This is a genomic window from Salinivibrio sp. SS3, from assembly GCF_001722105.1.
In the GTDB taxonomy this organism is placed as follows: domain Bacteria; phylum Pseudomonadota; class Gammaproteobacteria; order Enterobacterales; family Vibrionaceae; genus Salinivibrio; species Salinivibrio kushneri.
Map to the genome: position 1 here is coordinate 26,580 of NZ_MEBQ01000003.1, position 20,773 is coordinate 47,352.

22 protein-coding genes are annotated in these 20,773 nt (G+C 48.7%); 12 read left to right on the forward strand and 10 right to left on the reverse strand.

Annotation, left to right across the window (positions count from 1 at the left end; genetic code table 11):
• The first annotated feature begins 201 nt into the window (after positions 1-201).
• Both trpS and BGL48_RS00695 read left to right on the forward strand, forming a co-directional pair.
• Positions 202-1,239 carry a tryptophan--tRNA ligase gene (gene trpS, locus BGL48_RS00690; RefSeq protein ID WP_069360844.1) on the forward strand — a complete coding sequence of 346 codons (1,038 nt, stop codon included), beginning with the start codon at positions 202-204 and terminating at the stop codon, positions 1,237-1,239.
• Between the two features lie 228 nt (positions 1,240-1,467).
• Entirely contained in the window at positions 1,468-3,138 is a 1,671-nt protein-coding gene (locus BGL48_RS00695; RefSeq protein WP_069360845.1) for a methyl-accepting chemotaxis protein, read from the forward strand.
• A gap of 82 nt (positions 3,139-3,220) precedes the next feature.
• Here BGL48_RS00695 and BGL48_RS00700 read toward each other — a convergent pair whose 3' ends face one another.
• From BGL48_RS00700 to BGL48_RS00715, 4 genes are all read right to left on the reverse strand, one after another.
• A complete protein-coding gene (locus tag BGL48_RS00700) occupies positions 3,221-4,525 on the reverse strand; it encodes an MFS transporter (protein ID WP_069360846.1) in 1,305 nt (434 codons plus the stop codon).
• A 156-nt stretch (positions 4,526-4,681) separates the two neighbouring features.
• Positions 4,682-5,236, reverse strand: coding sequence for a GNAT family N-acetyltransferase (locus BGL48_RS00705; protein WP_069360847.1), 555 nt, complete (start codon positions 5,234-5,236; stop codon positions 4,682-4,684).
• A gap of 49 nt (positions 5,237-5,285) precedes the next feature.
• On the reverse strand, positions 5,286-5,642 hold the full coding sequence (locus tag BGL48_RS00710; protein ID WP_069360848.1) for an NADH:ubiquinone oxidoreductase: 357 nt from the start codon (positions 5,640-5,642) through the stop codon (positions 5,286-5,288).
• Positions 5,643-5,699: 57 nt separating this feature from the next.
• Positions 5,700-6,086, reverse strand: coding sequence for a hypothetical protein (locus BGL48_RS00715; protein ID WP_069360849.1), 387 nt, complete (start codon positions 6,084-6,086; stop codon positions 5,700-5,702).
• Positions 6,087-6,293: 207 nt separating this feature from the next.
• Here BGL48_RS00715 and BGL48_RS00720 point away from each other — a divergent pair, with 207 nt between their 5' ends.
• The 3 genes from BGL48_RS00720 to BGL48_RS00730 all read left to right on the forward strand — a co-directional run bounded on the left by BGL48_RS00720 (position 6,294) and on the right by BGL48_RS00730 (position 9,925).
• A complete protein-coding gene (locus tag BGL48_RS00720; RefSeq protein WP_176719622.1) occupies positions 6,294-7,358 on the forward strand; it encodes an ABC transporter substrate-binding protein in 1,065 nt (354 codons plus the stop codon).
• On the forward strand, positions 7,359-9,194 hold the full coding sequence (locus BGL48_RS00725; protein ID WP_069360851.1) for a GGDEF domain-containing protein: 1,836 nt from the start codon (positions 7,359-7,361) through the stop codon (positions 9,192-9,194).
• 191 nt (positions 9,195-9,385) lie between these two features.
• Positions 9,386-9,925 (forward strand): histidine phosphatase family protein, encoded by a 540-nt coding sequence (locus tag BGL48_RS00730; protein ID WP_069360852.1) that lies wholly within the window; start codon positions 9,386-9,388, stop codon positions 9,923-9,925.
• Positions 9,926-10,066: 141 nt separating this feature from the next.
• Here BGL48_RS00730 and BGL48_RS00735 read toward each other — a convergent pair whose 3' ends face one another.
• The gene (locus BGL48_RS00735; RefSeq protein WP_069360853.1) at positions 10,067-11,497 is read right to left on the reverse strand and encodes a 6-phospho-beta-glucosidase; all 1,431 of its coding nucleotides are present in this window, start codon (positions 11,495-11,497) and stop codon (positions 10,067-10,069) included.
• A 223-nt stretch (positions 11,498-11,720) separates the two neighbouring features.
• Between BGL48_RS00735 and BGL48_RS00740 the strand changes: the two genes are divergently transcribed.
• Together BGL48_RS00740 and BGL48_RS00745 are read left to right on the forward strand one after the other, a co-directional pair.
• Positions 11,721-12,605 (forward strand): aspartoacylase, encoded by an 885-nt coding sequence (locus BGL48_RS00740; protein WP_069360854.1) that lies wholly within the window; start codon positions 11,721-11,723, stop codon positions 12,603-12,605.
• A 92-nt stretch (positions 12,606-12,697) separates the two neighbouring features.
• Positions 12,698-14,086 (forward strand): sensor domain-containing diguanylate cyclase, encoded by a 1,389-nt coding sequence (locus tag BGL48_RS00745; RefSeq protein ID WP_069360855.1) that lies wholly within the window; start codon positions 12,698-12,700, stop codon positions 14,084-14,086.
• 364 nt (positions 14,087-14,450) lie between these two features.
• Here BGL48_RS00745 and BGL48_RS00750 read toward each other — a convergent pair whose 3' ends face one another.
• From BGL48_RS00750 to BGL48_RS15940, 3 genes are all read right to left on the reverse strand, one after another.
• Positions 14,451-14,708: a glutathione S-transferase N-terminal domain-containing protein gene (locus BGL48_RS00750; protein WP_025744429.1), complete on the reverse strand. Its 258-nt coding sequence runs from the start codon at positions 14,706-14,708 to the stop codon at positions 14,451-14,453.
• A gap of 183 nt (positions 14,709-14,891) precedes the next feature.
• A complete protein-coding gene (locus tag BGL48_RS00755) occupies positions 14,892-15,410 on the reverse strand; it encodes a GNAT family N-acetyltransferase (protein ID WP_069360857.1) in 519 nt (172 codons plus the stop codon).
• Positions 15,411-15,422: 12 nt separating this feature from the next.
• A complete protein-coding gene (locus BGL48_RS15940) occupies positions 15,423-15,824 on the reverse strand; it encodes a GFA family protein (RefSeq protein WP_077520382.1) in 402 nt (133 codons plus the stop codon).
• A 370-nt stretch (positions 15,825-16,194) separates the two neighbouring features.
• On the opposite strand from BGL48_RS15940, the gene BGL48_RS00760 reads away from it, so the two are divergent.
• From BGL48_RS00760 to BGL48_RS00775, 4 genes are all read left to right on the forward strand, one after another.
• Positions 16,195-16,872: a hypothetical protein gene (locus BGL48_RS00760; protein WP_069360858.1), complete on the forward strand. Its 678-nt coding sequence runs from the start codon at positions 16,195-16,197 to the stop codon at positions 16,870-16,872.
• A 100-nt stretch (positions 16,873-16,972) separates the two neighbouring features.
• Entirely contained in the window at positions 16,973-17,305 is a 333-nt protein-coding gene (locus BGL48_RS00765) for a hypothetical protein (protein ID WP_069360859.1), read from the forward strand.
• Positions 17,306-17,439: 134 nt separating this feature from the next.
• On the forward strand, positions 17,440-17,904 hold the full coding sequence (locus tag BGL48_RS00770; protein WP_069360860.1) for a CreA family protein: 465 nt from the start codon (positions 17,440-17,442) through the stop codon (positions 17,902-17,904).
• Positions 17,905-17,944: 40 nt separating this feature from the next.
• Entirely contained in the window at positions 17,945-18,499 is a 555-nt protein-coding gene (locus BGL48_RS00775; protein WP_069360861.1) for a DUF1415 domain-containing protein, read from the forward strand.
• On the opposite strand, the gene BGL48_RS00780 is transcribed toward BGL48_RS00775, so the two are convergent.
• Positions 18,460-19,155, reverse strand: a complete 696-nt coding sequence (locus tag BGL48_RS00780; protein ID WP_069360862.1) for a fumarylacetoacetate hydrolase family protein — start codon at positions 19,153-19,155, stop codon at positions 18,460-18,462. The genes BGL48_RS00775 and BGL48_RS00780 overlap by 40 nt on opposite strands.
• Before the next feature lie 154 nt (positions 19,156-19,309).
• Between BGL48_RS00780 and BGL48_RS00785 the strand changes: the two genes are divergently transcribed.
• Complete coding sequence (locus tag BGL48_RS00785) at positions 19,310-20,002, forward strand: HAD-IA family hydrolase (RefSeq protein WP_069360863.1); 693 nt, start codon at positions 19,310-19,312, stop codon at positions 20,000-20,002.
• On the opposite strand, the gene BGL48_RS00790 is transcribed toward BGL48_RS00785, so the two are convergent.
• A complete protein-coding gene (locus tag BGL48_RS00790; RefSeq protein ID WP_069360864.1) occupies positions 19,958-20,677 on the reverse strand; it encodes a GntR family transcriptional regulator in 720 nt (239 codons plus the stop codon). The genes BGL48_RS00785 and BGL48_RS00790 overlap by 45 nt on opposite strands.
• Between the last annotated feature and the right edge of the window lie 96 nt (positions 20,678-20,773).

Sequence of the window (20,773 nt, forward strand, 5' to 3'; positions counted from 1 at the left end):
TGTCGTACTCATAAGACTGATAGCTTAAACCACTATGAAAACGGTATCTGCTACACAAACTCTATTGATTTTTCGCACCCAGTGGTGGCGCGCGCTTTAGCGTGCCATTGAGTCTGGGTATTCATTGGCCGCCGGTAGGCAGTCAATGAATCGTTTTCAACTTCCCTGTCTCCGTCGGCTTTTATCCTCAAGGAGACACCAATGCACACCCCCTACTCTATCGACAAAAGCTCTATCGACAAAAACGACGTTATTCTGACCGGCGATCGCGCCACAGGGCGCTTACATCTTGGTCATTACAGTGGCTCACTCAGCCAGCGACTTGCCTTACAAGGACAGTGTGCTCAAACCATTCTAGTCGCAGATATGCAGGGGTTAACCGACAATGGCCATCAACCAGGTCACGTCGCAACGCATATTTTAGGCTTGGTCGCAGACTATCTCGCGGTTGGGCTTGACCCTGACAAGGTCACAATTTGTCAGCAGTCCCAACTTCCTGCGCTCGCAGAACTCACCATGTTTTATAGTAATTTAGTCAGTTACACGCGGCTGGTCCGCAACCCCACGGTAAAACACGAAATCAACGACAAACAGTTTGGACAGCAAGTACCCGTCGGTTTTTTAACCTACCCAATCAGTCAAGCTGCCGACATCACCGCATTTGGCGCTAACCTCGTGCCTGTAGGCGATGATCAACTTCCTATGATCGAGCAAACAAACGATATTGTGCGCAAATTTAATCACGTTGTCGGCGAGCCTGTATTACGCGAATGTCGCGCACTCACCAGCAAAGCCTCGCGCTTGCCGGGTGTTGATGGCAAAAGCAAGATGTCAAAATCTTTGGGTAACGCCATCTATCTTAGCGATGACAATGACACCATACGTGACGCGGTACGATCCATGTACACAGACCCTCAACACCTACGCGTCTCAGATCCCGGTCGAGTCGAAGGCAATGTCGTTTTTACCTATTTGGATGCTTTCCATCCTGACGCTCAACACGTCGCCGAACTCAAAGCACATTATCAGCGCGGAGGTCTGGGGGATATGACAGTGAAAAACGTGCTGACCGATAGCTTAGTCTCCCTGATATCACCCATTCGAGAACGGCGAAAAGCACTCATGAACGCTCCTGATTACTTGTCTGACGTCCTAAAAGATGGGCAGAAAAAGGCGCGTATACAGACAGACCAAACATGCCAGAACGTTAAGCGTGCGTTGGGCCTACTTGTCGGATAAAGAGGTAAGAGGTAAGAGGAGTGAGTGAAAAATAGCTTTTATTTACTTACCAGTGATGAATCAGATAGTTATCTCAACCTCTTATGCATAATAAGTTGGACAGATGTGATAGATTGCAGGATGTTTCCCAATCCACATCAAATAAAAGGGCTTTTTGCACGGCAAACGGAAAAAATGTCTTCCATACTTTAGCGAAATCGAAACCATCATTAACACAAGGTATCCGGTATGTTGAAGTTAATGCTGCGCGGAAAGCTCTTAGTGCTTGCCATCGTACCCTTGGTATTATCCATTCTCGTTACGTTGTTTATCACTACCTACTACGAGCGTGAGCTGGTCGACGAGAACATTGCCACTTTTCGAACCAAATTAATTGATGAGCGAAAAATGCAGCTTCGCGAAGCCACAGAAATTGCCGCGACTGTGGTAAAAAACGCACAGCAAGCGGGGGGCGATGCTACGCAAAATGTCAAAGACGCACTTCGCGAAGTGACCTTTGGTAAGGCGGGCTACTTTTATATTTACGATCGTCAGGGAACCAATATCTTTCACGCGCTGAAACCTGAAGTCGAAGGACAATCGTTAATTAACCTTACTGATCCCAAAGGCAACAAAATTATTGTGGGTCTGCTCGACGCGGCGCAAAGTGGCGATGGCTCCTTCACCTACCTCTATCAAAAACCGGGTACCGATGAACTGATCGAAAAGATTGGCTATGCCGACATGGTTAATAACGGCCAATGGATGTTGGGAACGGGGGCCTACATTGACGATATTGAGGCGCGCGTTGCCGATTTCCGGGAAAATGCAGAAGAGGCATTAGCGGCACAAACTGCTCGAATGATCATTGCAGGTATCATTATTCTGGTCATCACCTTCGTTGCCGTCGCTTTTGTTGCCCAACGGATGTCAACACCAGTGAAAGACATGCTGGACAACCTCAATGATATTGCCGACGGCGATGGCGATCTAACCCAACGCCTGAAAATTAAAGGCAGTGACGAAATTGCGCTGCTTGGGGATGCGTTTAATCGCTTTATCGACAAGCTGCAAACCACCATCCACAGCGTCGTCGAGGTCACTGAAAAAGTAAGCCAATCTGCCAATGATATAGATAGCCAAGCCGCACAGTTTGCTAGCCAATTACAAACGCATGATAACGAAACCGAGCAAGTAGTGACTGCGGTGACCGAAATGAGTTCTGCCGCACAAGAAGTCTCTCAAAGTGCCACACAAGTTGCAGATGCAACCAGTGCCGCCACCGGTGATGCACGTCAGGCACAAGACAAAGTCGAGTTTTCAATCAACTCCATGAAAACACTTGTGGAGCAAATGAATACATCGAGTAATAACGTTGATTCGCTCAACGAGCAGTCTCATAAAATCACCGGTGTGCTCTCTGTGATTGGTGACATTGCCGAACAAACCAATCTATTGGCATTGAATGCGGCGATTGAGGCTGCACGGGCAGGAGAACAAGGCCGAGGCTTTGCGGTGGTGGCTGACGAGGTGAGAACACTCGCGAGCCGTACGCAAAAGAGCACTCACGAAATACGCGAAATGCTGGATGAATTACAGTCTTATGTGAATCAGGCCGTAGAAGGCATGAAGCAAAGTAACGAGACCTGCCAGCAAACCTCAGAGGCATCCAACGAAATTGGTAGCGGCATTGATTCCGTGAGTAATGCGATCACCCAAATCAATGACATGACCACCCATATTGCCTCTGCTGCCGCAGAACAAACCACGGTTACCGAGGATATCCACCGTAATTTAATCTCTATCCGAGATATTGTTAGCCAATTACTTAGTGCCAGTAATGACTCCGCACACACTGCCTCAGACTTAAATAATTCAGGCGATGAGCTAAAACGCTTAGTCGGCCAGTTTAAGGTCTAGCAATGCATGTGTCCCGTCATAATAAAGGCGCTGTGTTTACGCAACGCCTTTTTTATTTAAAGGAGAAGCACTAAATAGTCATTTAGCGTTCGACTTCTGGGAGCATACGCGCCATATATGCCCCGAATAAGCCTAATACGGACAACACCGCAATCACCACCATTAACCCCCACTGGCTCAACCATGCCGTGACGCCGCCCATAAATAAGAGCACAAAACCAATCAAAGTATTGCTGACCGAGACATAATCGGTGCGCTGATTGCCCTCGGCCATGTTCACAATGTAGGTTTTACGCCCAAGGCGCACACCCTCGTGAGCAATGGTCAGGACAAAATAGACGCCAGGCAGTACCCACGCCAAAGAAAAAAGCGCGGGATACCATTGACTGATACTGACCACCACCAGCCCCAATAATGCCGTCACTACAGCTGCCATTATAATCACTTGGCGACTGGAGCGATCGGCAAACAGCCCCCAAAAAGGGGCCGACAACAAACTTGCGATACCGCTAATCGCGACAAAGCTTGCGGTTGTGATCGCCAACGCTTGGCTATGCTGACTGGCTAACAGCACATAATAGGGCGCGGATAGGGCCGAACACAGTAACAGTGAACGGGTGATCACAAAGTGGCGTAGGCGCCTATCATCCACCAATAAACGCAGTTTAGAAAGCGCATGCGTGAGCGCATTGGCTCCGCCTTCTGTGGCCCCTTCATATTCATCAACTTGGCTGTAAAACGCTGCGGCAACCCACCAAAGCACTGCACCGAACGCCAATAGCGCGCAATACACCCACACATGTTGCTGATCCGAGACACTGAATAATCCGATACCGGCGGCAATCGTCACCGCCCCCGCCAAGCTTGACGACCATCCATTCAAGCGTCCTCGTTGCGGCTTAGGAATGGTTTTCCCTAACACATCTTTCGAAGCGACCGAGCACAGGCCTCGTGCCAGACTAAATACCACCAGCAAGCCAACAATGCTCCAACCGGCTACTTGACCGGTTAAAAGCAATGCTGCGATCGCCATTGCTAGGATACACGTCCCTTGAATGACAGAGCCCGCCACCCATGCCCACTTACGTACCGCAAATTGACGGACATAACCGGCGATACCTAACTGAGGCACTAACGAACCCGCCTCTCGGATTGGCACCAATAAGCCAATTAACGCTAACGGGGCGCCCACTGCGGTGAGCAGCGCTGGCAAGACAATTTTCGGGTTAGACACCGCGTCGCCAATTTTGGTGAGTCCTTGGCTAACGATGATGCGGAAAAAATTGCCCGGAACCTCACGACACGCACTGCCATCAATGTCTTTACAGGCACGCGCATCTTCTTCATTAAAAAGTTTTTGGTGTAAGTCATCCGCGAGTTTGTGCACACTTTCTCCCAGTCTCTTTTGTTTTTAGTCTGGCCTTATTGGCAAGGCACCGCAAAATCAATGTGATAGTGTTCATCATGGCGAACCCAAGACCGCCGCGTTGAAAACTGAATATGTTGCTTTAAATACTGTATCCCCTACGTATCGTACTGGCGATTAATCAGCATGGTCTGCCTGCCAAGTGGCTTTTGATATCGCGTATAAGACATGCGTTGCGAGCGGATGATCTGCCGCCAAATGAGGATGCGAAAAGGTAAAGGGAGCAGCCGGTGTCATCCCGAGTTTTTTCATCACCGCTTGTGAGGGAAGGTTACTCTCGGTGGTAAATGCGTAAATCGCCGGGAGCTCAAAGTCCTCAAAGCCGATGGCAAGTGCTTCTTGTGCCGCTTCAGTGGCATAGCCTCGCCCCCAATGTGCCGACGCTAAACGCCAACCAATTTCAACAAACGGCTGATGGCCGAGGTCGAAGGTGGGCCGGTTTAACCCCACAAAGCCAATGAAATCCCGTGTCTCCGTCAGCTCTACCGCCCAAAAACCAAACCCGTTGTCCGCCAGTTTGGATTGAATATGCGCCGCCATCGCATCACTTTGGGCGCGTGAGAGCACGCTGGGAAAATAGCGCATAACGTCTGGGTCTTGATTGAGTGCCGCAAAAGGGGCCAAGTCGGACGCTTGCCATGCGCGTAGCGTCAGTCGCGCCGTTGAATACATCACCGATACCGTTCTTCGTTAAGGATCACACTGCACACCGCCGACCCCGTTACTGCAAATCTCTATGGCGCAAGCGCGTGAGCCAATATTCACGATAGCGAAAATAGCAATAGGTCGAGGCAAACAGGAAAAATAAATACGAAAGCGAAAAGACCAAAGGCGAGGTGATCAAGGCATGTTTTAACCCGAGCAATACACCCGCGGCCGTCACGGCAATTTTAGCGACCACCCCGAGCAACAACAAAAATAAAGCAAACTGCGGGTAATGGCTGCTACGAAACGTGATCCAATAGCAAGCCCCCACCGCTGTACTGGCGACGCCCAACCCAAGAAGATAAGAATGGAAATGCTCACCCGCCAACAATCCACCTAGAATGCTGAGCACAATAATCACAATAAACGTCATGAGTTCCCACCTTTTTTCTCAGTATGGCACTGACGCAAACCGCCAAGAACAAGCCTCTTAAGAGAGTGCGACCTTGCTTGCAGGCTCTATGCACGCGGTTGAAATCGACGACTGGACGTTTGCTATCAAAGCACCATAGCGGTGATTAAGCGCGTCGACAGTGACGATCTGCCCTTGCCGGCGGATACTCACTTTAGTGCCCAAATCCACCCCTGTGAAACGCATCTGCTCATTGCCGCCACTCACAAAGTGGAAGCAGTCAATCGCCAAGTCAACGAGCCGAAAGTCTCGGCGACGACAGTTCAATCGTGCTACCCAACGTTTCGCCGATAGAACTTGCGCGGGAGACAAGGCGCGCACTGCAAACTGCCAGCCTTCACTCTCGCCATAAAAATCCATCGGAAAATGCCGCTTAAATTTCTTCTTATCGTAGTAAGATTTCATTACATTATTTCATTTTATTCGCCATGGACTGGCACGCGAGTCTACACAGCTATGATGCCGTATAAGCTTTCGCTTGCCCAATAAAATTTATGTGTCAAGCAGCGGCAATCTAAACCAATGACAGACAATGATAAACCTACCGCAATCAAGCGTATACATATGCGCTATCCTTAACACAGATGGCAAATGGAGAGGAGCCTTCCCTACATGTGTAGAAGACTGGTTTTGTGGTGTGTTGTTTCTGTATACATGCTGTTCAGTATCCACGCTCACGCTGAACAGGCCCAGCCCCGTGTATTATTTATTAACCCTGGTTATGCAACGGAAAGCTTCTGGCAGGACGTGGATGAATATGCCAATGCCGCAGCCTCTGCATTGAATGTGGATCTAACGATTCGTCACGCCGATCGCAATCACTTCGCGGTGCGTCAAATCCTAGCCGCTACCTTGAGTAAACCGACCCACCCTGATTACATTATTATTGTGAATGAAAAGCTGGCGGCCAAAAACCTACTCCCCATACTGAGCAAATATCCCATTTATGTGCAACTTATCTTGAATGATGTCGATCAGCAGACCAAAACTAAACTCTATCAAGATCCACATTGGCAACAATACTTATTGCCAAGCATTATTCCTAATAATCATGCGATAGGCTATGCGATCGCCGAAGCCATGGTGCGAGCAGGCGATAACGCCCCTGGCGAAGCCGTCATGATTTCAGGTGATCTCACCACCCCCGCATCCGTAAAACGCGAAGCAGGCGGCAAACGCTTTTTCGTTGAACGCTCAGACATTACGTTACATCAAGTCGTTCATGGTCAGTGGGATGAGTCCATTAGCCAAGAGCAAATGCATACCTTATTGCAACGCTATCCCAATTTACGCTACGTGTGGACGGCTAACGACCATATGGCATTTGGTGCGATGAAAGCCGCACGACAAGCGGGAAAAACGCCTGGCGATGACATCTATTTTGCCACGGTCAATACCTCCGAGCGGGTGCTCTCTTTGCGAGAAAAAGGCGACATTTCCGCGCTTGGAGGCGGACACTTTAAAGCCGCTGGCCTTGCATTGAGCCGTATTTATGCTCACGATAAAGATTGGCCGTTACCACAGCAATGCGCTGGACAGTTATTTCACTTAATTGAACCTGGCTCCGCTTTTTTCCTACAGTTGCGCGAGCAGGCGTGGGATAAAATCTCGTTTTTGAACATGGCGAAAGGGATTGAAAGCCATTGTCATTCAACCACAAATCAAATGGATAACTAAGTGATAAAACGCGATCTAAACTTACGCGGTCTTCAAGCGCGCGTCGCCTTCGTTGTGCTCGCGATCAGCTTACTTTTTGCGGTAGGGAGTACATTGACGCAGATGTATATCAACTACCAACGCACACTGGCTGCTACCACGCAGCTGGTAGAGAGCCGGAGCCATAACTCGGCTCGCGTGATTAGCCACGCCTTGTGGGTCGTTGATTTAGAGCTTGTACGCCGCAGTGTAAAGGGGTTATCGATGCTCCCCACCATTTGTCGCGTTGAGGTAAAAGGTTTTGATGGCACACATATCACTGAAGTCAATAGTAGCAGTGAGGATTGTGACGCCAATCATCAGTCATTGTTGAGCGTTCAAGGAAACAATATTGGCACCCTGAACATTGTGCTCGATCGCAGTGCGATTAAACGCGATGCCTTCACGGGCACCGTGCCTGTCGCTCTCGTCCATTTTACTGAAACCTTGCTCATTACCCTGCTCATTCTGTGGGTCATCCATCGGCTGTGCTCGCGCCCCCTCCAACAACTATCAAATACGCTGGATTACTACCAAACTGACAAGACCAACCAAACGAGTGTGCCACTCTCGTTGATTCAACGTAATGACGAAATAGGCAAAGTGTCTCGCTCAATCAATGCGATGCAATCGCGTATCAGAGACGACTTTCTACAAAAACGCGTGACAGAGCGTGAACTTCGCCAACATCAAACTTTATTGAAAGAGCAAGTTGAGCAACGCACCAAGGCACTAAATTGGCAATCAAACGCTAGCTCGTTACTCGCTGATATTTCAATTCAATTCTTACGCGCAGACTCGCAATATATTACCGAAGACGTAGAGAAGATTTTTCCAGATATGGTGTCATTACTCGGCGTTGAGGCCATTGGTTGGTATGCCTTTGACGCATTCCGCGCTGAACGCCGTTGTTATTGGCCACAAGAGATTGATTTTGCGCCCCAGACCGTCGATTTAAGCGATATGCATATGATAAAACGGTGGCTGGCTGATACCGACGCACTGGTCGTGCCCCATGTCGGACAACTCGGCGATGATGCAACTAACGAGCGCTCTTGGTTGCGCCAACGGCATATTTTATCGTTTGCCGCTTTTCCGCTAACCGACGGTAGAAAAAGCTTTGGGATGATTACAGTGGCGAATCGCCGTTTACCCTTCATCTGGGATAACAATAAAACGTTGCTTTTAAAACGTTTCGCTACTGCCATCAGTGAAGTCATGATCCGCGAGCGGAACCATTACGCCATGGAAGAGCTGCAAGAAGAGCTGATTGTCGCCAATGAAAAATTGAAAGTCCAAGCAGAAACCGATGATCTAACTCGATTAAGTAATCGAAGACCGTTCAAGCGTGAGCTAAAAAATCATATCCAACATGGCATCGCCAGCCGATTACCTGTCGCCGTCATGATGATCGACGTCGATCACTTTAAAGCATATAACGATGAGTATGGTCACCTAAAAGGCGATGACGTTCTCACCCGAATCGCGCGCGTGCTACTCACACAAACCGAGCGCTATCAAGGCTCGGTTGCTAGGTTTGGAGGCGAAGAATTTGCGATTACGCTGTCCACACGCTATGCCGCCAAGTTAACTCAACTGGCCGAAACCATTCGCGCTGAAATTGCCAAGCTTGATATCGAGCATAAGAAAAACCCAGATGGTGACAGAATCACTGTCAGCATCGGTGGCATTATCACCCTACCGACTCGTGAGACCACTGACTCTTACCTGCTTGAGATGGCCGACCAACGTCTCTACCAAGCCAAAGAGGAAGGTCGCGACCAAACTAGGATCCTTGACCAAACAGCGGAAAAATAGCGAGCTTGCTCACGCCCTACTGTCAATGCCACACGTGAGTCATGACAGTCCGATGACGGTATGCTACAACCCTTGTCAGCGATATGTCGGCCTCCTGCCTAAGCGGGTGCCGCCTCATTATCCGGATAATAAAATGTCACTGACCCAAGCAGCAGCGCTTCAGACGCTGTAGACGCAGAAAAGGAAGCCCTATGAAAGTCGTCTTTGTCCGTCACGGAAAAACCGATTACTCATTGGCCGACGCTCGCCAAATGAGCCAACTGGAAAAAGACTATGCGCCACTCCAACGTGCGTGTATTCCGGCCATTCAATCGCTAGCCCATCACCCGAGTATACAACAAGCGGATATCATCCTCTCCTCGCCCTACACACGCGCCTTACAAACAGCAGAAATCCTCAACCGTCAATTGCAAAAAGAACTGTTTGTCGAGCATGATCTCCGCGAGTGGCAAGCGGATGTCAAAGGGAGCTATATCCCCCTTTCAGAACGTGATAGACGCTGGCTTGAGTATCGCGAGCTGTTTGCCAATGGAAATGAAGTGACCAATGCAGGTTATGAGTCCGCGACCGCGTTATATCGCCGGGTGACATCTGTGCTCGACACCTATCAAGACTACAATACGATTGCGGTTATCGCGCATTTTAACGTGATTGAGAGCTTAGTAGGTTATCGTGAGCAGGGGATTGAGTATGGAGAAGTGATTGAGGTCGACTACCAACCCAACCTCTAACGTCTCCCCCCCCTTCTTGGGCGAGGCTTGACGCGCTAAAAAGGTAAAAATCGCGTACCTCGATGCAATGACTTTACCGATAATTATAAAAGGGACGCAATAGGCGTCCCTTCTCGTCTTACTACGACTCGACCAAAGCCATCACTCGGTCAAGCCATTGTTATTAATCACATTTTTATACCAGTAAAAGCTCTTTTTACGATGACGAGAAAAGTCACCACTGCCGTCATCGTGACGGTCAACGTAGATGAAACCATAGCGCTTGCGGTATTCGCCCGTGGTAAAGGACACGCAATCGAGACAACCCCATGGCGTGTAACCAATCACCTCAACGCCATCTTGCCAAATGGCCTCTCCGAGTGCCTCGATATGTTGTGACAAATAGCTAATGCGATAATCATCATTGATTTCCCCTGAGGTTTCACGCTTATCTGTCGCGCCCAGCCCATTCTCCACCACAAAAATCGGTTTTTGGTAACGCTCATACAGTTCAGAAAGCGCAAAACGTAGACCTTTGGGATCAATTTGCCAGCCCCAGTCAGAAGCGGGTAGATGCGGATTCAATCGGCTTGCGCTAAACAAAGCATTTTCATCTTCTTCTGGCGGGTTGGCATCGACAATATTGGTCATGTAGTAGCTAATCGCCAAAAAGTCCGCACAGCCGTTTTTAAGAATCGTCGCATCCTCTTGATGCATGTTGACCTCAATCCCTTTGCTGGCCCATTGCGGCCAAATGTAGTGTGGATAGTGGCCTCGCAACTGCACATCGCTGCATAAATATTTGTCACGCATCGCTTGCTGTGACGCCAGCATATCATCAGGGTGACAACTTGCCGGATACAACGGCATCATGTGGATCATACTACCCACTTTGAAATCAGGATTAATCACATGCCCCAGAGACACCACTTTGGCACTGGCGACGAATTGGTGATGTAGCACCTGATAAAGCACCTGCTCGGGATGATCGTGCTCGGTAAAAACCACACCTGAATTACAATAGCCAAATAGCGGATAATCCCAGTTGAGCTGGTTGTTGATCTCGTTAAAGGTAATCCAATAAGTCACTTTGTCGCGATAGCGCGTCATTACTGTTTCGCAAAAACGCACGAAAAACTCAATCACATCTCGATGCGCCCAGCCTCCGTATTGCGTCACCAAATGCTGGGGCATCTCAAAATGAGAAAGCGTAATGACAGGTTCAATCCCCTTCTCTAATAGGTAGTCAATAAGGTCATCATAAAAGGCAAGGCCCGCTTCATTTGGCGTAAGCTCATCACCATGAGGAAATATTCTCGACCACGCAATAGACGTGCGAAAGCACTTAAAGCCCATTTCCGCAAAGAGATCAATATCGTCACGGTAGCGGTGATAAAAATCCACAGCATTATGGTTTGGATAGGCTTGATGTTCTTCCACCCGCTGGGTCATTTTGCGCGGGATACCATGGGCACCTTTGGTCAGCACATCCACAATGCTGACGCCTTTACCGTCGCAATCCCATCCTCCCTCAACTTGGTGAGCCGCCACCGCGCCACCCCATAAAAAATGCTCAGGAAATACCGTTTTCATTGTTCACCTCTTTGTCTCGTCTTCCGCTAGGCTAACGATTTCCACTCAGCTGAAGTGTGAACTGACTCGAAAAAGCATAGGAACATCACGGTCAAATTAGAGACTAAATGAATAGAAAAACACATATAACGAAAAATTATGCTATTAACCTATCGAGTAGTTAGTGCTAAGCTGTCTCAATAGGCAAGTCCATGCGATTATTCTTCACTTATCAGGAGCTTTCATGAGTCGGTTTAGTAACGTTGCTATTGTTGGTGGTACCCATGGTAACGAGTTTAGCGGTATTTACGCACTGAAACAGTGGCAATCCAACCCAGCAATCACAGCCCGCGATAGTTTTTCCACCGAACATGTGTTTGCGAATCCCTCTGCTTATAGCGCCAACAAACGCTATGTAGACTGCGATCTTAACCGTCAATTCGATCCTAAACTGCTGGCTGACTACAGCTTGGCAAACTACGAGCAAAGTCGCGCTAAAGCCCTTAACCAACAATTAGGCCCAAAAGGGGATCCGCGTGTCGATTTTATTATCGACCTGCATAACACCACCAGCAACATGGGCCCCACACTGATACTCTTGACACTTGATATGTTCAATAAGCAACTCGCCGCTTACATTAGCGAGCGTATGCCCGATGCCATCATCTTAGTCGAAGATCATATTGAACCTATTCAGCACGCGTTTTTATGCTCAGTCGGCAAGCAAGGTGTGATCGTTGAAGTGGGTCCACAGCCCCAATCGGTGCTACGTCATGATGTGATGGAATCGATGCAAGAAATGACAACACACATTTTGGACTTCGTGCATCTGTTTAATATTGATAAGGTGCCAGCGCTGCCTAGAAGCATCACCGCCTACCGTTACAAAGAGACACTGCATTTGCCACAAAATGCGCATGGAGAGCGAATTGGTATGGTGCACCAGCACGTTCAAGACAAAGACTTTCAGCCAATACAGCCCGGTGAACCCTTGTTTATGTGTTTTGATGGCACTGAATTAACATGGCAAGGCGACTACACGGCCTATCCGCACTTCATTAATGAAGCAGCCTATTACGATAACAATATTGCGATGTCGATGGCCAACGTGTTTACCTTGACAGTATAACCCGTTTCACAGCCTCACACGCTCAGCGAGCACGAGCTTCTGGGATTTGTACTACGCTTAAAGTAAACTAAACAGCCGTATAGAGTCCAGTAGTGAACCAGTCCAATGACCAATATATTACCGCCATACTGCCCTCGCTTTTTCGCCATCTCGATACGGCGGTTGTTATTGCCGACACAGATCGCCGTATCCAGTTTTTTAACCCACAAGCAGAAGCTCTGTTCGGTTGCAGCCTAGCCGATGTCAAAGGCGCTAGCACGCGCATTCTTTATGCCGAACAAGAAGACTTTACCGCGACGGGTAAAGATCGTTTTAATACACACTCAGTTCAAACATACTATGACGCTTATGTGGTGAGGTATAAAACCGCCGATGGCCATGTGTTTTTAGGTGAAACACATGGTGGGCCAGTATGCAATGAGCAGCAAGTTGTCACCATGTACGTGGCTTTTATTCAAGACATTAGCACCCGCGTAGAAGTAGAATCCGCTCTCAACCAGCTCCACTCAATCACTTCAGCACGCAATTTAGATTTTTGCCGCCGCGTGGAGCGCATTCTCTCTCTCGGGTGTAAACACTTTAATTTGCCTATTGGCATACTAAGCCAAATTAATGGCCAGCGTTATATCATAAAATACGCGCAGCATCCCGACAACGCCCTGCAGTCTGGGCAGGTGTTTGATCTGAAAGAAACATACTGTTATCACGTCTACGAGACTAATGAGGCGCAAGGTTTCCACCATGTTTCGCAAAGCGATATCAAAACCCATCCCTGCTACGAACACTTCGGCCTCGAAGCATATATCGGTGCCCCCATTTTTATTGATGGCGAACGCTATGGCACGTTAAATTTTTCAAGCCCAGAACCCACTCGCCCCTTTGTCTCACAAGACTACGAATTGGTGCGACTCTTTGCCGAGTGGGTCGGCCATGAACTGGCGCGTCTACGGGACTGGGAAGCACTCGAGCAGGCACAGCAATTGCTCGAGATACAAGCAAATACTGACTCGTTGACGCAACTTTATAACCGCCACTATCTCAGCAACGCACTCGTTCAGGAATTGGCACGCTGCAAACGGTACAACAATCCCTTAACGCTGGCGATCGTAGACTTCGATAATTTCAAACGCTTAAATGATACCTATGGTCATCGGGCAGGCGATATCGCCTTACAACGCTTTGGCAATATTGTACGGGAAGAATCACGGACCAATGACATATACGGCCGCTGGGGCGGAGAAGAGTTTCTCTGCTTGCTTCCTGAAACAGATTTAAGTGGTGCGGAAGTTGTACTAAAACGTTTGGTGGAGCGCGTACATGGTGAAGAAATTCACGTCGACGGACAAACCATACGCTGTACCATCAGTATCGGTTATACGGGCTTCTCGGCAGGTGATACACAAGACAGCATCATTCAACGTGCCGATACCGCACTCTATCTCGCCAAAGAAAACGGCCGCAATCGAATCGAAAAGCAATGATTCATCCTCGCTGTTTGCGTGCCCAGTGGATGTAGTCTTGGATCACAGGCTCAGCGAGTAAAAGGTCGAGGGTGTGTAATGCGCGACCCAGGTGTTTTTCACTGAATTGGCGATGGATAAAAGCGTGGCAAGGCCGGCATACCCAAATACCGTGTTCGCGCATGTAAGGTCGGGAAAAACGTTTAGTGAACCATTTGTTGTTGTGACAAGTTTTGGGGATCAAGTGATGGAAGGTCAGCGGCCTTAGATGCTGACACAGTGCACAGGGCGTTGAAGAAGGCGGAGAGGCAGGCATACAGGCAATAACACTTAAAAAGAAGGCCGCATCGATAACTGCGACCCTCGTAACCAGTATCTGGTTCAATTACGCGAAGTTGTCACGCAAGTATTCAATAATGTCGTCCGATTCATACATCCACTGGGTTTCGCCGCCTTGGTCAATACGCAAACAAGGCACCATGCCTTTGCCGCCTTCGGTCTGTAGGCGTTGCCATTCTTCGGCGTTAGCGTTCATATCCACCAGCGGAATATCTAACTTGAGCTCTGTCATGACTGCACGCACTTTATGGCAAAATGGGCAGTGCTCTTTGTGATACAAGCTTAATCCGTTCAAATCAGCCATTATGTTTCCTTCTAGGTCATCAGGCGGCTCTTCAAATACCACCAACTGTGTGAATTCACTCACGTAATGATGGCATTGAACTGGGTCCCAACGCTAGTCGTTAGCCTGTTTTATTGGCACTACATGAGCAACTAAGAGCTAAATGACAATTAATCTATCACCTCAAGGTATATTGCTCATCACTCAAACGCTGGATAATGTGTTGCGATAACAAAGACAGTCAATCAATTCGCCAGCCACGTGTGCCATGTTGAATTTTTTATCGCATAGGTTAAACCCGTTCCGCTCCAACACTGTTTGCGATGCCATGTTGGTCGTAGACGCCATGGCGTTAAGTGTCACAAGTCCGTATTCGCGCGCGATCTCTAACGCATACTTTACCGCTCGAGAGGCAACTCCATTCCCAGTGTGTTGCTCTGCAATGCGATACCCTAACGAACCTGATGCAGATACCGTATCAATTTGGCTGATATTAATCCGTCCCAAAAGCTGGCCCTCGGCATCCGTGATCAACATAGGTACGTGTTGTCCTTTCTGATGTAAGGCAAGTAATTCGCAGATGTGGTCATAAACGCCTGCTTGGCGATAAAACGCCTCACCGCGCGATTCAATATAGGTTTCAAAATAAGCACGGTTTTGTTGTTCAAACTGGAACACCAAGTCCGTATCAGCGAGGGTAAGGGGGCGGATCAGCAGATGCATAACGCGACCAAATTAATCCGGCCCATGTTCAAACTGTTTTAATGCCTCATTAGGCGTATGCCATGGTGCCTTCGACGCCGTGTGAATATGAAAATTTGGCGCCGATTGTGGAGCGGTATCCAAAATTCCCAGACGAATATTGAACACTCCCTTATTGATTTTATGAGAGAAAAGGCTCGACCCACATTGCCCACAAAAAGCAAGCACCGTTTCTGCGCTCTTCTCATAATAACGAATATGCGTTTGGCCAGCCGTGACCGAGACTTTGTCTGCCTCTATGCCGCCGACTGATGAATAGTCTGAACCAGTAAACTTTCGACATTCAGAGCAATGGCAGTTTCCCATATAAAGGAAAGTGTCAGGTAATGTAAGACGGACACCACCGCATAGGCAACGAGCAGAGAGTGTGGACATAGGCATACCTCTATCTAAAATATCAGACTTTATTGTCTACGCCTGTCTATCAAAACACAATTAAAATGTTGAATTTCATAGGTATAGCTATCTGCTCATTTTCGCCATTGATGTTTGCCACTTTCGCCCATTTTCTATTTACAGTGTAAATTTATTGACAACGCGTCGACCTAACGAGACGCCTGACGAACAAATGCTCACAATCCTGACGCCTCCCTGAACATATAGTGACATCGATCACATAAATTATTGCAGTTTAATGAAGCTCACCGTACTATCAATCCAAATGACATTTTTGGGATAAGGGTCACACATAGGGTGGTGACACCTGCTACGGACGGGCAGATCGTTTTATCGAATTGAGGATAATATGACATTACCACGGTCTTCATCTGCTGCGCGTACGGTGCTTAAAAGCGCCGGACAATTTTTTATAATCGCCCTTTACTTCGCTGGTATTGCAGGCATTGTTCATTACAGTGTGGCTTCTCACAACGTTGCTTCCGAATCATCATTGATTGAGCTGTCCCAGCTGGGGCTACTCGCCGCGACGGTATTTGCGTTTCGTCGTGTCGCTAAGTTCAGTCAATCCCTTCACCACGCTGCCGGGCTTATGAGTGCCTTTTTCTTGGTATTAATGATCCGAGAACTGGATGCCACACTTGATGTGGTGATGCATGGTTTTTGGAAAGTACCGGCACTCATTGTAACGGGGCTCGCCATTTGGCCCGCTTTGAAACACTGGCGAGAAACCCTCACTAGCCTTGCGCAAGCAGTTCATTCAAGGCACAGCACGGTTTTAATGATCGCCTTAGCGCTGTTACTCGTGTATTCGCGTTTGTTTGGTATGGGCGAGTTATGGGAACAAGCGATGGGCGCCAACTACGTGCGAGATGTGAAAAATATTGCGGAAGAAAGTACCGAATTAGTCGCTTACTCACTCATTTGGCTGTCGGCGCTGGGGTATCTTGCTGAGGCAAAGAAATGGCGTTTCGTAACAAAAACTCAGCCAAGCCCAACGACAATTGAAAGTGACATCTCTGCCTAATCCCCTCTTCCCCAAACACTTATCTTGTTTTGACGTCGCCAGTGGGCGACGTCGCGGCTTAATGCTAAGATTGAAACAAATAGCATAGGAAGTCAGAAGCATGACGAGAACATTTTTGGTCTTTACGCTCTTTATGAGTATTTTCGCTCACGCTAACACGGAAGATTCATCAAACGCCGAGCAGCTGGTGACGGGAAAGAACGAGGCTATTTGCAAATCGACGTTTGGACAAGAAATGATCAGCCAACAAATGACATTTAGCAATCAAGCTAACGCGCAAGACGTTAGACGCATTGCCGAGCGCAAAATTGCGGCAGCCCGAAAAACGTTTGCCGATACAGGCAGCTATTGTGATGCTGCCCAAGTACTGATGAATTTTGAGCCTAAGTCCCTCTCAGGCCAAGATGGCGATGCGCAATTTAAAGAGCAATAACGCACAGCCGGCCATTGGCCTAAATACTTTTATCGGACATTAACGATAATAAGCGGCCGTGTTCGACGCACACTTTTCCTCCTCCCGCCTGGGCTGTGATACACTCCTGCCACTGATCAATAAGGGCTCGAATAATGAAGAAAATACTATTCGTTGTTGCGCTTGCCGCGACACTCAGTGGCTGTGATAACGATGAAGTTGGCGACGTAAGCCTAGGGATGTTTACCATGAAAGACATCAAGCTTAACCATCTCGTCGATCCTGTGGTAAGCGGGGTGACGTGCCATGTTGCGTCTGTCGAGGCGGACTTAAGCTTTTCTGATCCCAGTGATAGCGCTATCTCTTGTCGTCAAACTGGGGAGATTACGCCCGAGATGATTGCCAATATTGATAAAAGCGCATCGGGCGAAGTGGTATTTAGAAAATCGAAAAGTATTTTCTTCAAGTCGATGAAGATTCGTCGGATCTTCGATGTGAAAAATCAGACCTTGATGTATCTCTCTTACTCAACCAAAGAAACATCTGGCAGCTTTAAGCATAGCTTGTCTACGGTTCCTCTTTGGGGCACCAAGGCGTACCAGTCACAACCACAACAATAATCACCGCCCCGCCTGCAGGCGACATTTAAACGAGAACTCGATGAACAAAGTCGAAACACAGATGAATACGTGGCTAGATGAGGTGGTGATTGGACTAAATCTTTGCCCTTTCGCCGCTAAGCCCCGTCGCAAACAACAAATTCAGCTCACTGTGTGCGACGCTCAGGATGATACCGAGATTTTAACTGCGATTTATCAGGCTTTAGTCCATCTTGATCACACCGAGCCTGCCATCACTGATACCACGGTGGTCGTGGTGCCCAACGCGCTCGCTGACTTTGATCACTACCTCGACGTGGTCGATGCTACCGAGGCGATGATTGACCACTACCAGTGGCGGGGAGTTTTCCAAGTCGCCAGTTTTCATCCCGACTATTGTTTTGAAGGGTGCGCGCCAGAAGATAGCGAGAACTTGACCAATCGCTCTCCCTATCCATGCTTTCACTTGATTCGTGAAGCCAGTATGTCACGCGCGCTGGCGCATTATGGCCAAGATCCAGAACAGATCCCCGCACGCAATATTGCGCGTGTTTCAGCACTCACCCATGAAGAGCGTCAAGCACTCTTTCCTTGGATAAAAGCCTCATCAGACTGAACCACTACCTGGGGTTGGGCAAGGTGCTGCCCCTCAAGCGACAAGGATAAAAGGTCGCCGTTTTCCAGCACACCAACCCCTTCGGGGGTGCCCGTTAGCACAATGTCGCCTGGGTTCAACCAGAATGTCTGGCTTATATGCTGAATAAGCGCGATCACAGGCATTAACATACTCGCGCTATTTCCCTGCTGCCGCCTCTCGCCATTGATGGACAATGCAAAGACGACCTCACGCCAATCATCAGGCACCGCGACAAAACGTCCAATCGCTGCGCTCCCCGCGAACGCTTTCGCCCGCTCCCAAGGCAGTCCTTTTTGTTTTAAGCGGCTTTGCGTTTCACGACGGGTCAAGTCCAGCGCCAGTGTCATTCCGCCCAAGGCGTCTTCAACGGCTTGCTTAGTGGCATGAAATAAAGGTTTGGTGATCAGCACCGCCAGCTCGGTTTCGTAATGAACGGGAGCGAATGACGCCACTATCGCTAGCTTGTCATCTAACGGTTGGATGGCACTCGGCGGTTTCATAAACAGCACCGGTTCGTCCGGAATAGGATTGTTAAGCTCCTGCGCATGGGCAGCATAATTACGCCCTACACACACCACCTGTCCAACGGGCAAATCGATCGCTCCACCCTCTAACCATTGATGTTGATAACGCATCGTTTTCTTCCTTGCTAATGAAAAGTCGATCCCTGACTAATTTTGATAACGAAAAAGGCAAGAATGCAAGACACAGTTAGCATTTCCCGTGTCACTAACTTGTTGATTTTTCTATCTCGTCCAAGGATACAAAGAGAGATTGAAGGGAGCACCTATGCTGCAACATCCACTTGATTCCCCCATCCATTGTGTCATCTTTGACTGCGAAGGGACCTTGGTTGACTCCGAGAAGCTATCTCACCAAGCCTTGGTAGAAACCTTCTCTACATTTGGTGTGCGTATTGATCTGCAAGACTCGCTCGATCATTTTGAGGGCGGAAAACTGACCGATGTCCTCCAGCAAACCTGCGAACGAAACGGGGCACATATTCCTATTGATCAACTCGAGCCACGTTTTCGGCACTTGTGTCGTCAGTATTTCGAGGCTGAATTAGCACCGGTAAAAGGCATTGAAACCGTCTTACAGGCGCTTGAACAGCAAGGCATTGATATTTGTGTGGCATCAAATAGCCCCGTAGAAAAAATGGCGCATGCTCTGCGACTCACCAAGCTGTTGCCCTACTTTGAGCATCGCCTATTCAGTGCCTTTGATACTAACAGCTGGAAGCCGGCTCCCGATCTGCTTCACTACGCCGCGATGAATATGGCCTGTCCTACCGGCCAATGTGTGTTCATCGATGACACCAACAAGGGCATACAAGCGGGGATCAATGCCGAGATGCGTACTATCCACTTTAACCCCAACCCCAATGTACCCACAACGGCGCACCCTTTGGTGACTCGGTTATTTAAAAGTGAAGACTTACTCTCGTTTTTTCACAGAGCCAGTCTGAGCATCACGCGCTGAGCCACCACAGAGTGTCACCGCATGTTGCCGCCACCACTCTGTATCAATGCGGATCGTCTGGCTCCCTTGGGCGGGCTGGATGCGCCACGCTCGCGTCACCATTAACACTGGCGTACCAGCAGGCACGGCCAATACACTAGCACGCTCACTGTCTAACGCTTCCCACGCGCTCGACCAAGACACATCCGCGTTCGCTGGCGTATTTAACAACGTTGCCTGGTCACCGGTTTGCCAGACACTGGGGAAATAATCAGGATGGAGAAACGTACGCACAAAGCCAACAGGTAACTGCGCGATCTGAATCAGTCCCTCACCCTCAAACACCTGCGCAAAGGGAGGCAGTTGCATTTGATCACTCACCGCCGCTGACGCCATGGGCGTCTTTTGCGCCAACCAAGAAAATTGACCACCGTGTTGAGAGAAATCATGCTGCCAATCGACGAGTTGGCTGGGATCATACGCACAAGGGATAGGCGCCACAAACCAGCCACGTCGCTCCCGCCGATATATGCGTCCCTCTGCCTCAAGCACCGCAAGTGCTTCACGCAAGGTGACACGGGTAGTGGAAAAGGTGTCTGCAAGCTGACGCTCACCCGGGAGTTTTTTGTCCGGCGCCAGTAAACCGCGATCAATTTGCGCTAATAATTGCTGGCGAATCGCCATAAATTGCATCATGAGCTGTCAGGCCTGCGTGATCTTTGTATCGCTAGTGTGATCTTTCTCAATTTGCTGTCAAAACCTGACCATTATGTCCAAGAAATAAACAGTGAT

Bases quoted from the DNA above. Each gene is read 5' to 3' on its own strand.
- BGL48_RS00760 (WP_069360858.1), top strand. From the start codon at position 16,195: ATGACATTACCACGGTCTTCATCTGCTGCGCGTACGGTGCTTAAAAGC.
- BGL48_RS00740 (WP_069360854.1), top strand. From the start codon at position 11,721: ATGAGTCGGTTTAGTAACGTTGCTATTGTTGGTGGTACCCATGGTAAC.
- BGL48_RS00790 (WP_069360864.1), bottom strand. From the start codon at position 20,677: ATGATGCAATTTATGGCGATTCGCCAGCAATTATTAGCGCAAATTGAT.
- trpS (WP_069360844.1), top strand. From the start codon at position 202: ATGCACACCCCCTACTCTATCGACAAAAGCTCTATCGACAAAAACGAC.
- BGL48_RS00735 (WP_069360853.1), bottom strand. From the start codon at position 11,497: ATGAAAACGGTATTTCCTGAGCATTTTTTATGGGGTGGCGCGGTGGCG.
- BGL48_RS00730 (WP_069360852.1), top strand. From the start codon at position 9,386: ATGAAAGTCGTCTTTGTCCGTCACGGAAAAACCGATTACTCATTGGCC.
- BGL48_RS00705 (WP_069360847.1), bottom strand. From the start codon at position 5,236: ATGTATTCAACGGCGCGACTGACGCTACGCGCATGGCAAGCGTCCGAC.
- BGL48_RS00765 (WP_069360859.1), top strand. From the start codon at position 16,973: ATGACGAGAACATTTTTGGTCTTTACGCTCTTTATGAGTATTTTCGCT.
- BGL48_RS00775 (WP_069360861.1), top strand. From the start codon at position 17,945: ATGAACAAAGTCGAAACACAGATGAATACGTGGCTAGATGAGGTGGTG.
- BGL48_RS00770 (WP_069360860.1), top strand. From the start codon at position 17,440: ATGAAGAAAATACTATTCGTTGTTGCGCTTGCCGCGACACTCAGTGGC.
- BGL48_RS00750 (WP_025744429.1), bottom strand. From the start codon at position 14,708: ATGGCTGATTTGAACGGATTAAGCTTGTATCACAAAGAGCACTGCCCA.
- BGL48_RS00780 (WP_069360862.1), bottom strand. From the start codon at position 19,155: ATGCGTTATCAACATCAATGGTTAGAGGGTGGAGCGATCGATTTGCCC.
- BGL48_RS00720 (WP_176719622.1), top strand. From the start codon at position 6,294: ATGTGTAGAAGACTGGTTTTGTGGTGTGTTGTTTCTGTATACATGCTG.
- BGL48_RS00715 (WP_069360849.1), bottom strand. From the start codon at position 6,086: ATGAAATCTTACTACGATAAGAAGAAATTTAAGCGGCATTTTCCGATG.
- BGL48_RS00785 (WP_069360863.1), top strand. From the start codon at position 19,310: ATGCTGCAACATCCACTTGATTCCCCCATCCATTGTGTCATCTTTGAC.
- BGL48_RS00755 (WP_069360857.1), bottom strand. From the start codon at position 15,410: ATGCATCTGCTGATCCGCCCCCTTACCCTCGCTGATACGGACTTGGTG.
- BGL48_RS00695 (WP_069360845.1), top strand. From the start codon at position 1,468: ATGTTGAAGTTAATGCTGCGCGGAAAGCTCTTAGTGCTTGCCATCGTA.
- BGL48_RS00710 (WP_069360848.1), bottom strand. From the start codon at position 5,642: ATGACGTTTATTGTGATTATTGTGCTCAGCATTCTAGGTGGATTGTTG.
- BGL48_RS15940 (WP_077520382.1), bottom strand. From the start codon at position 15,824: ATGTCCACACTCTCTGCTCGTTGCCTATGCGGTGGTGTCCGTCTTACA.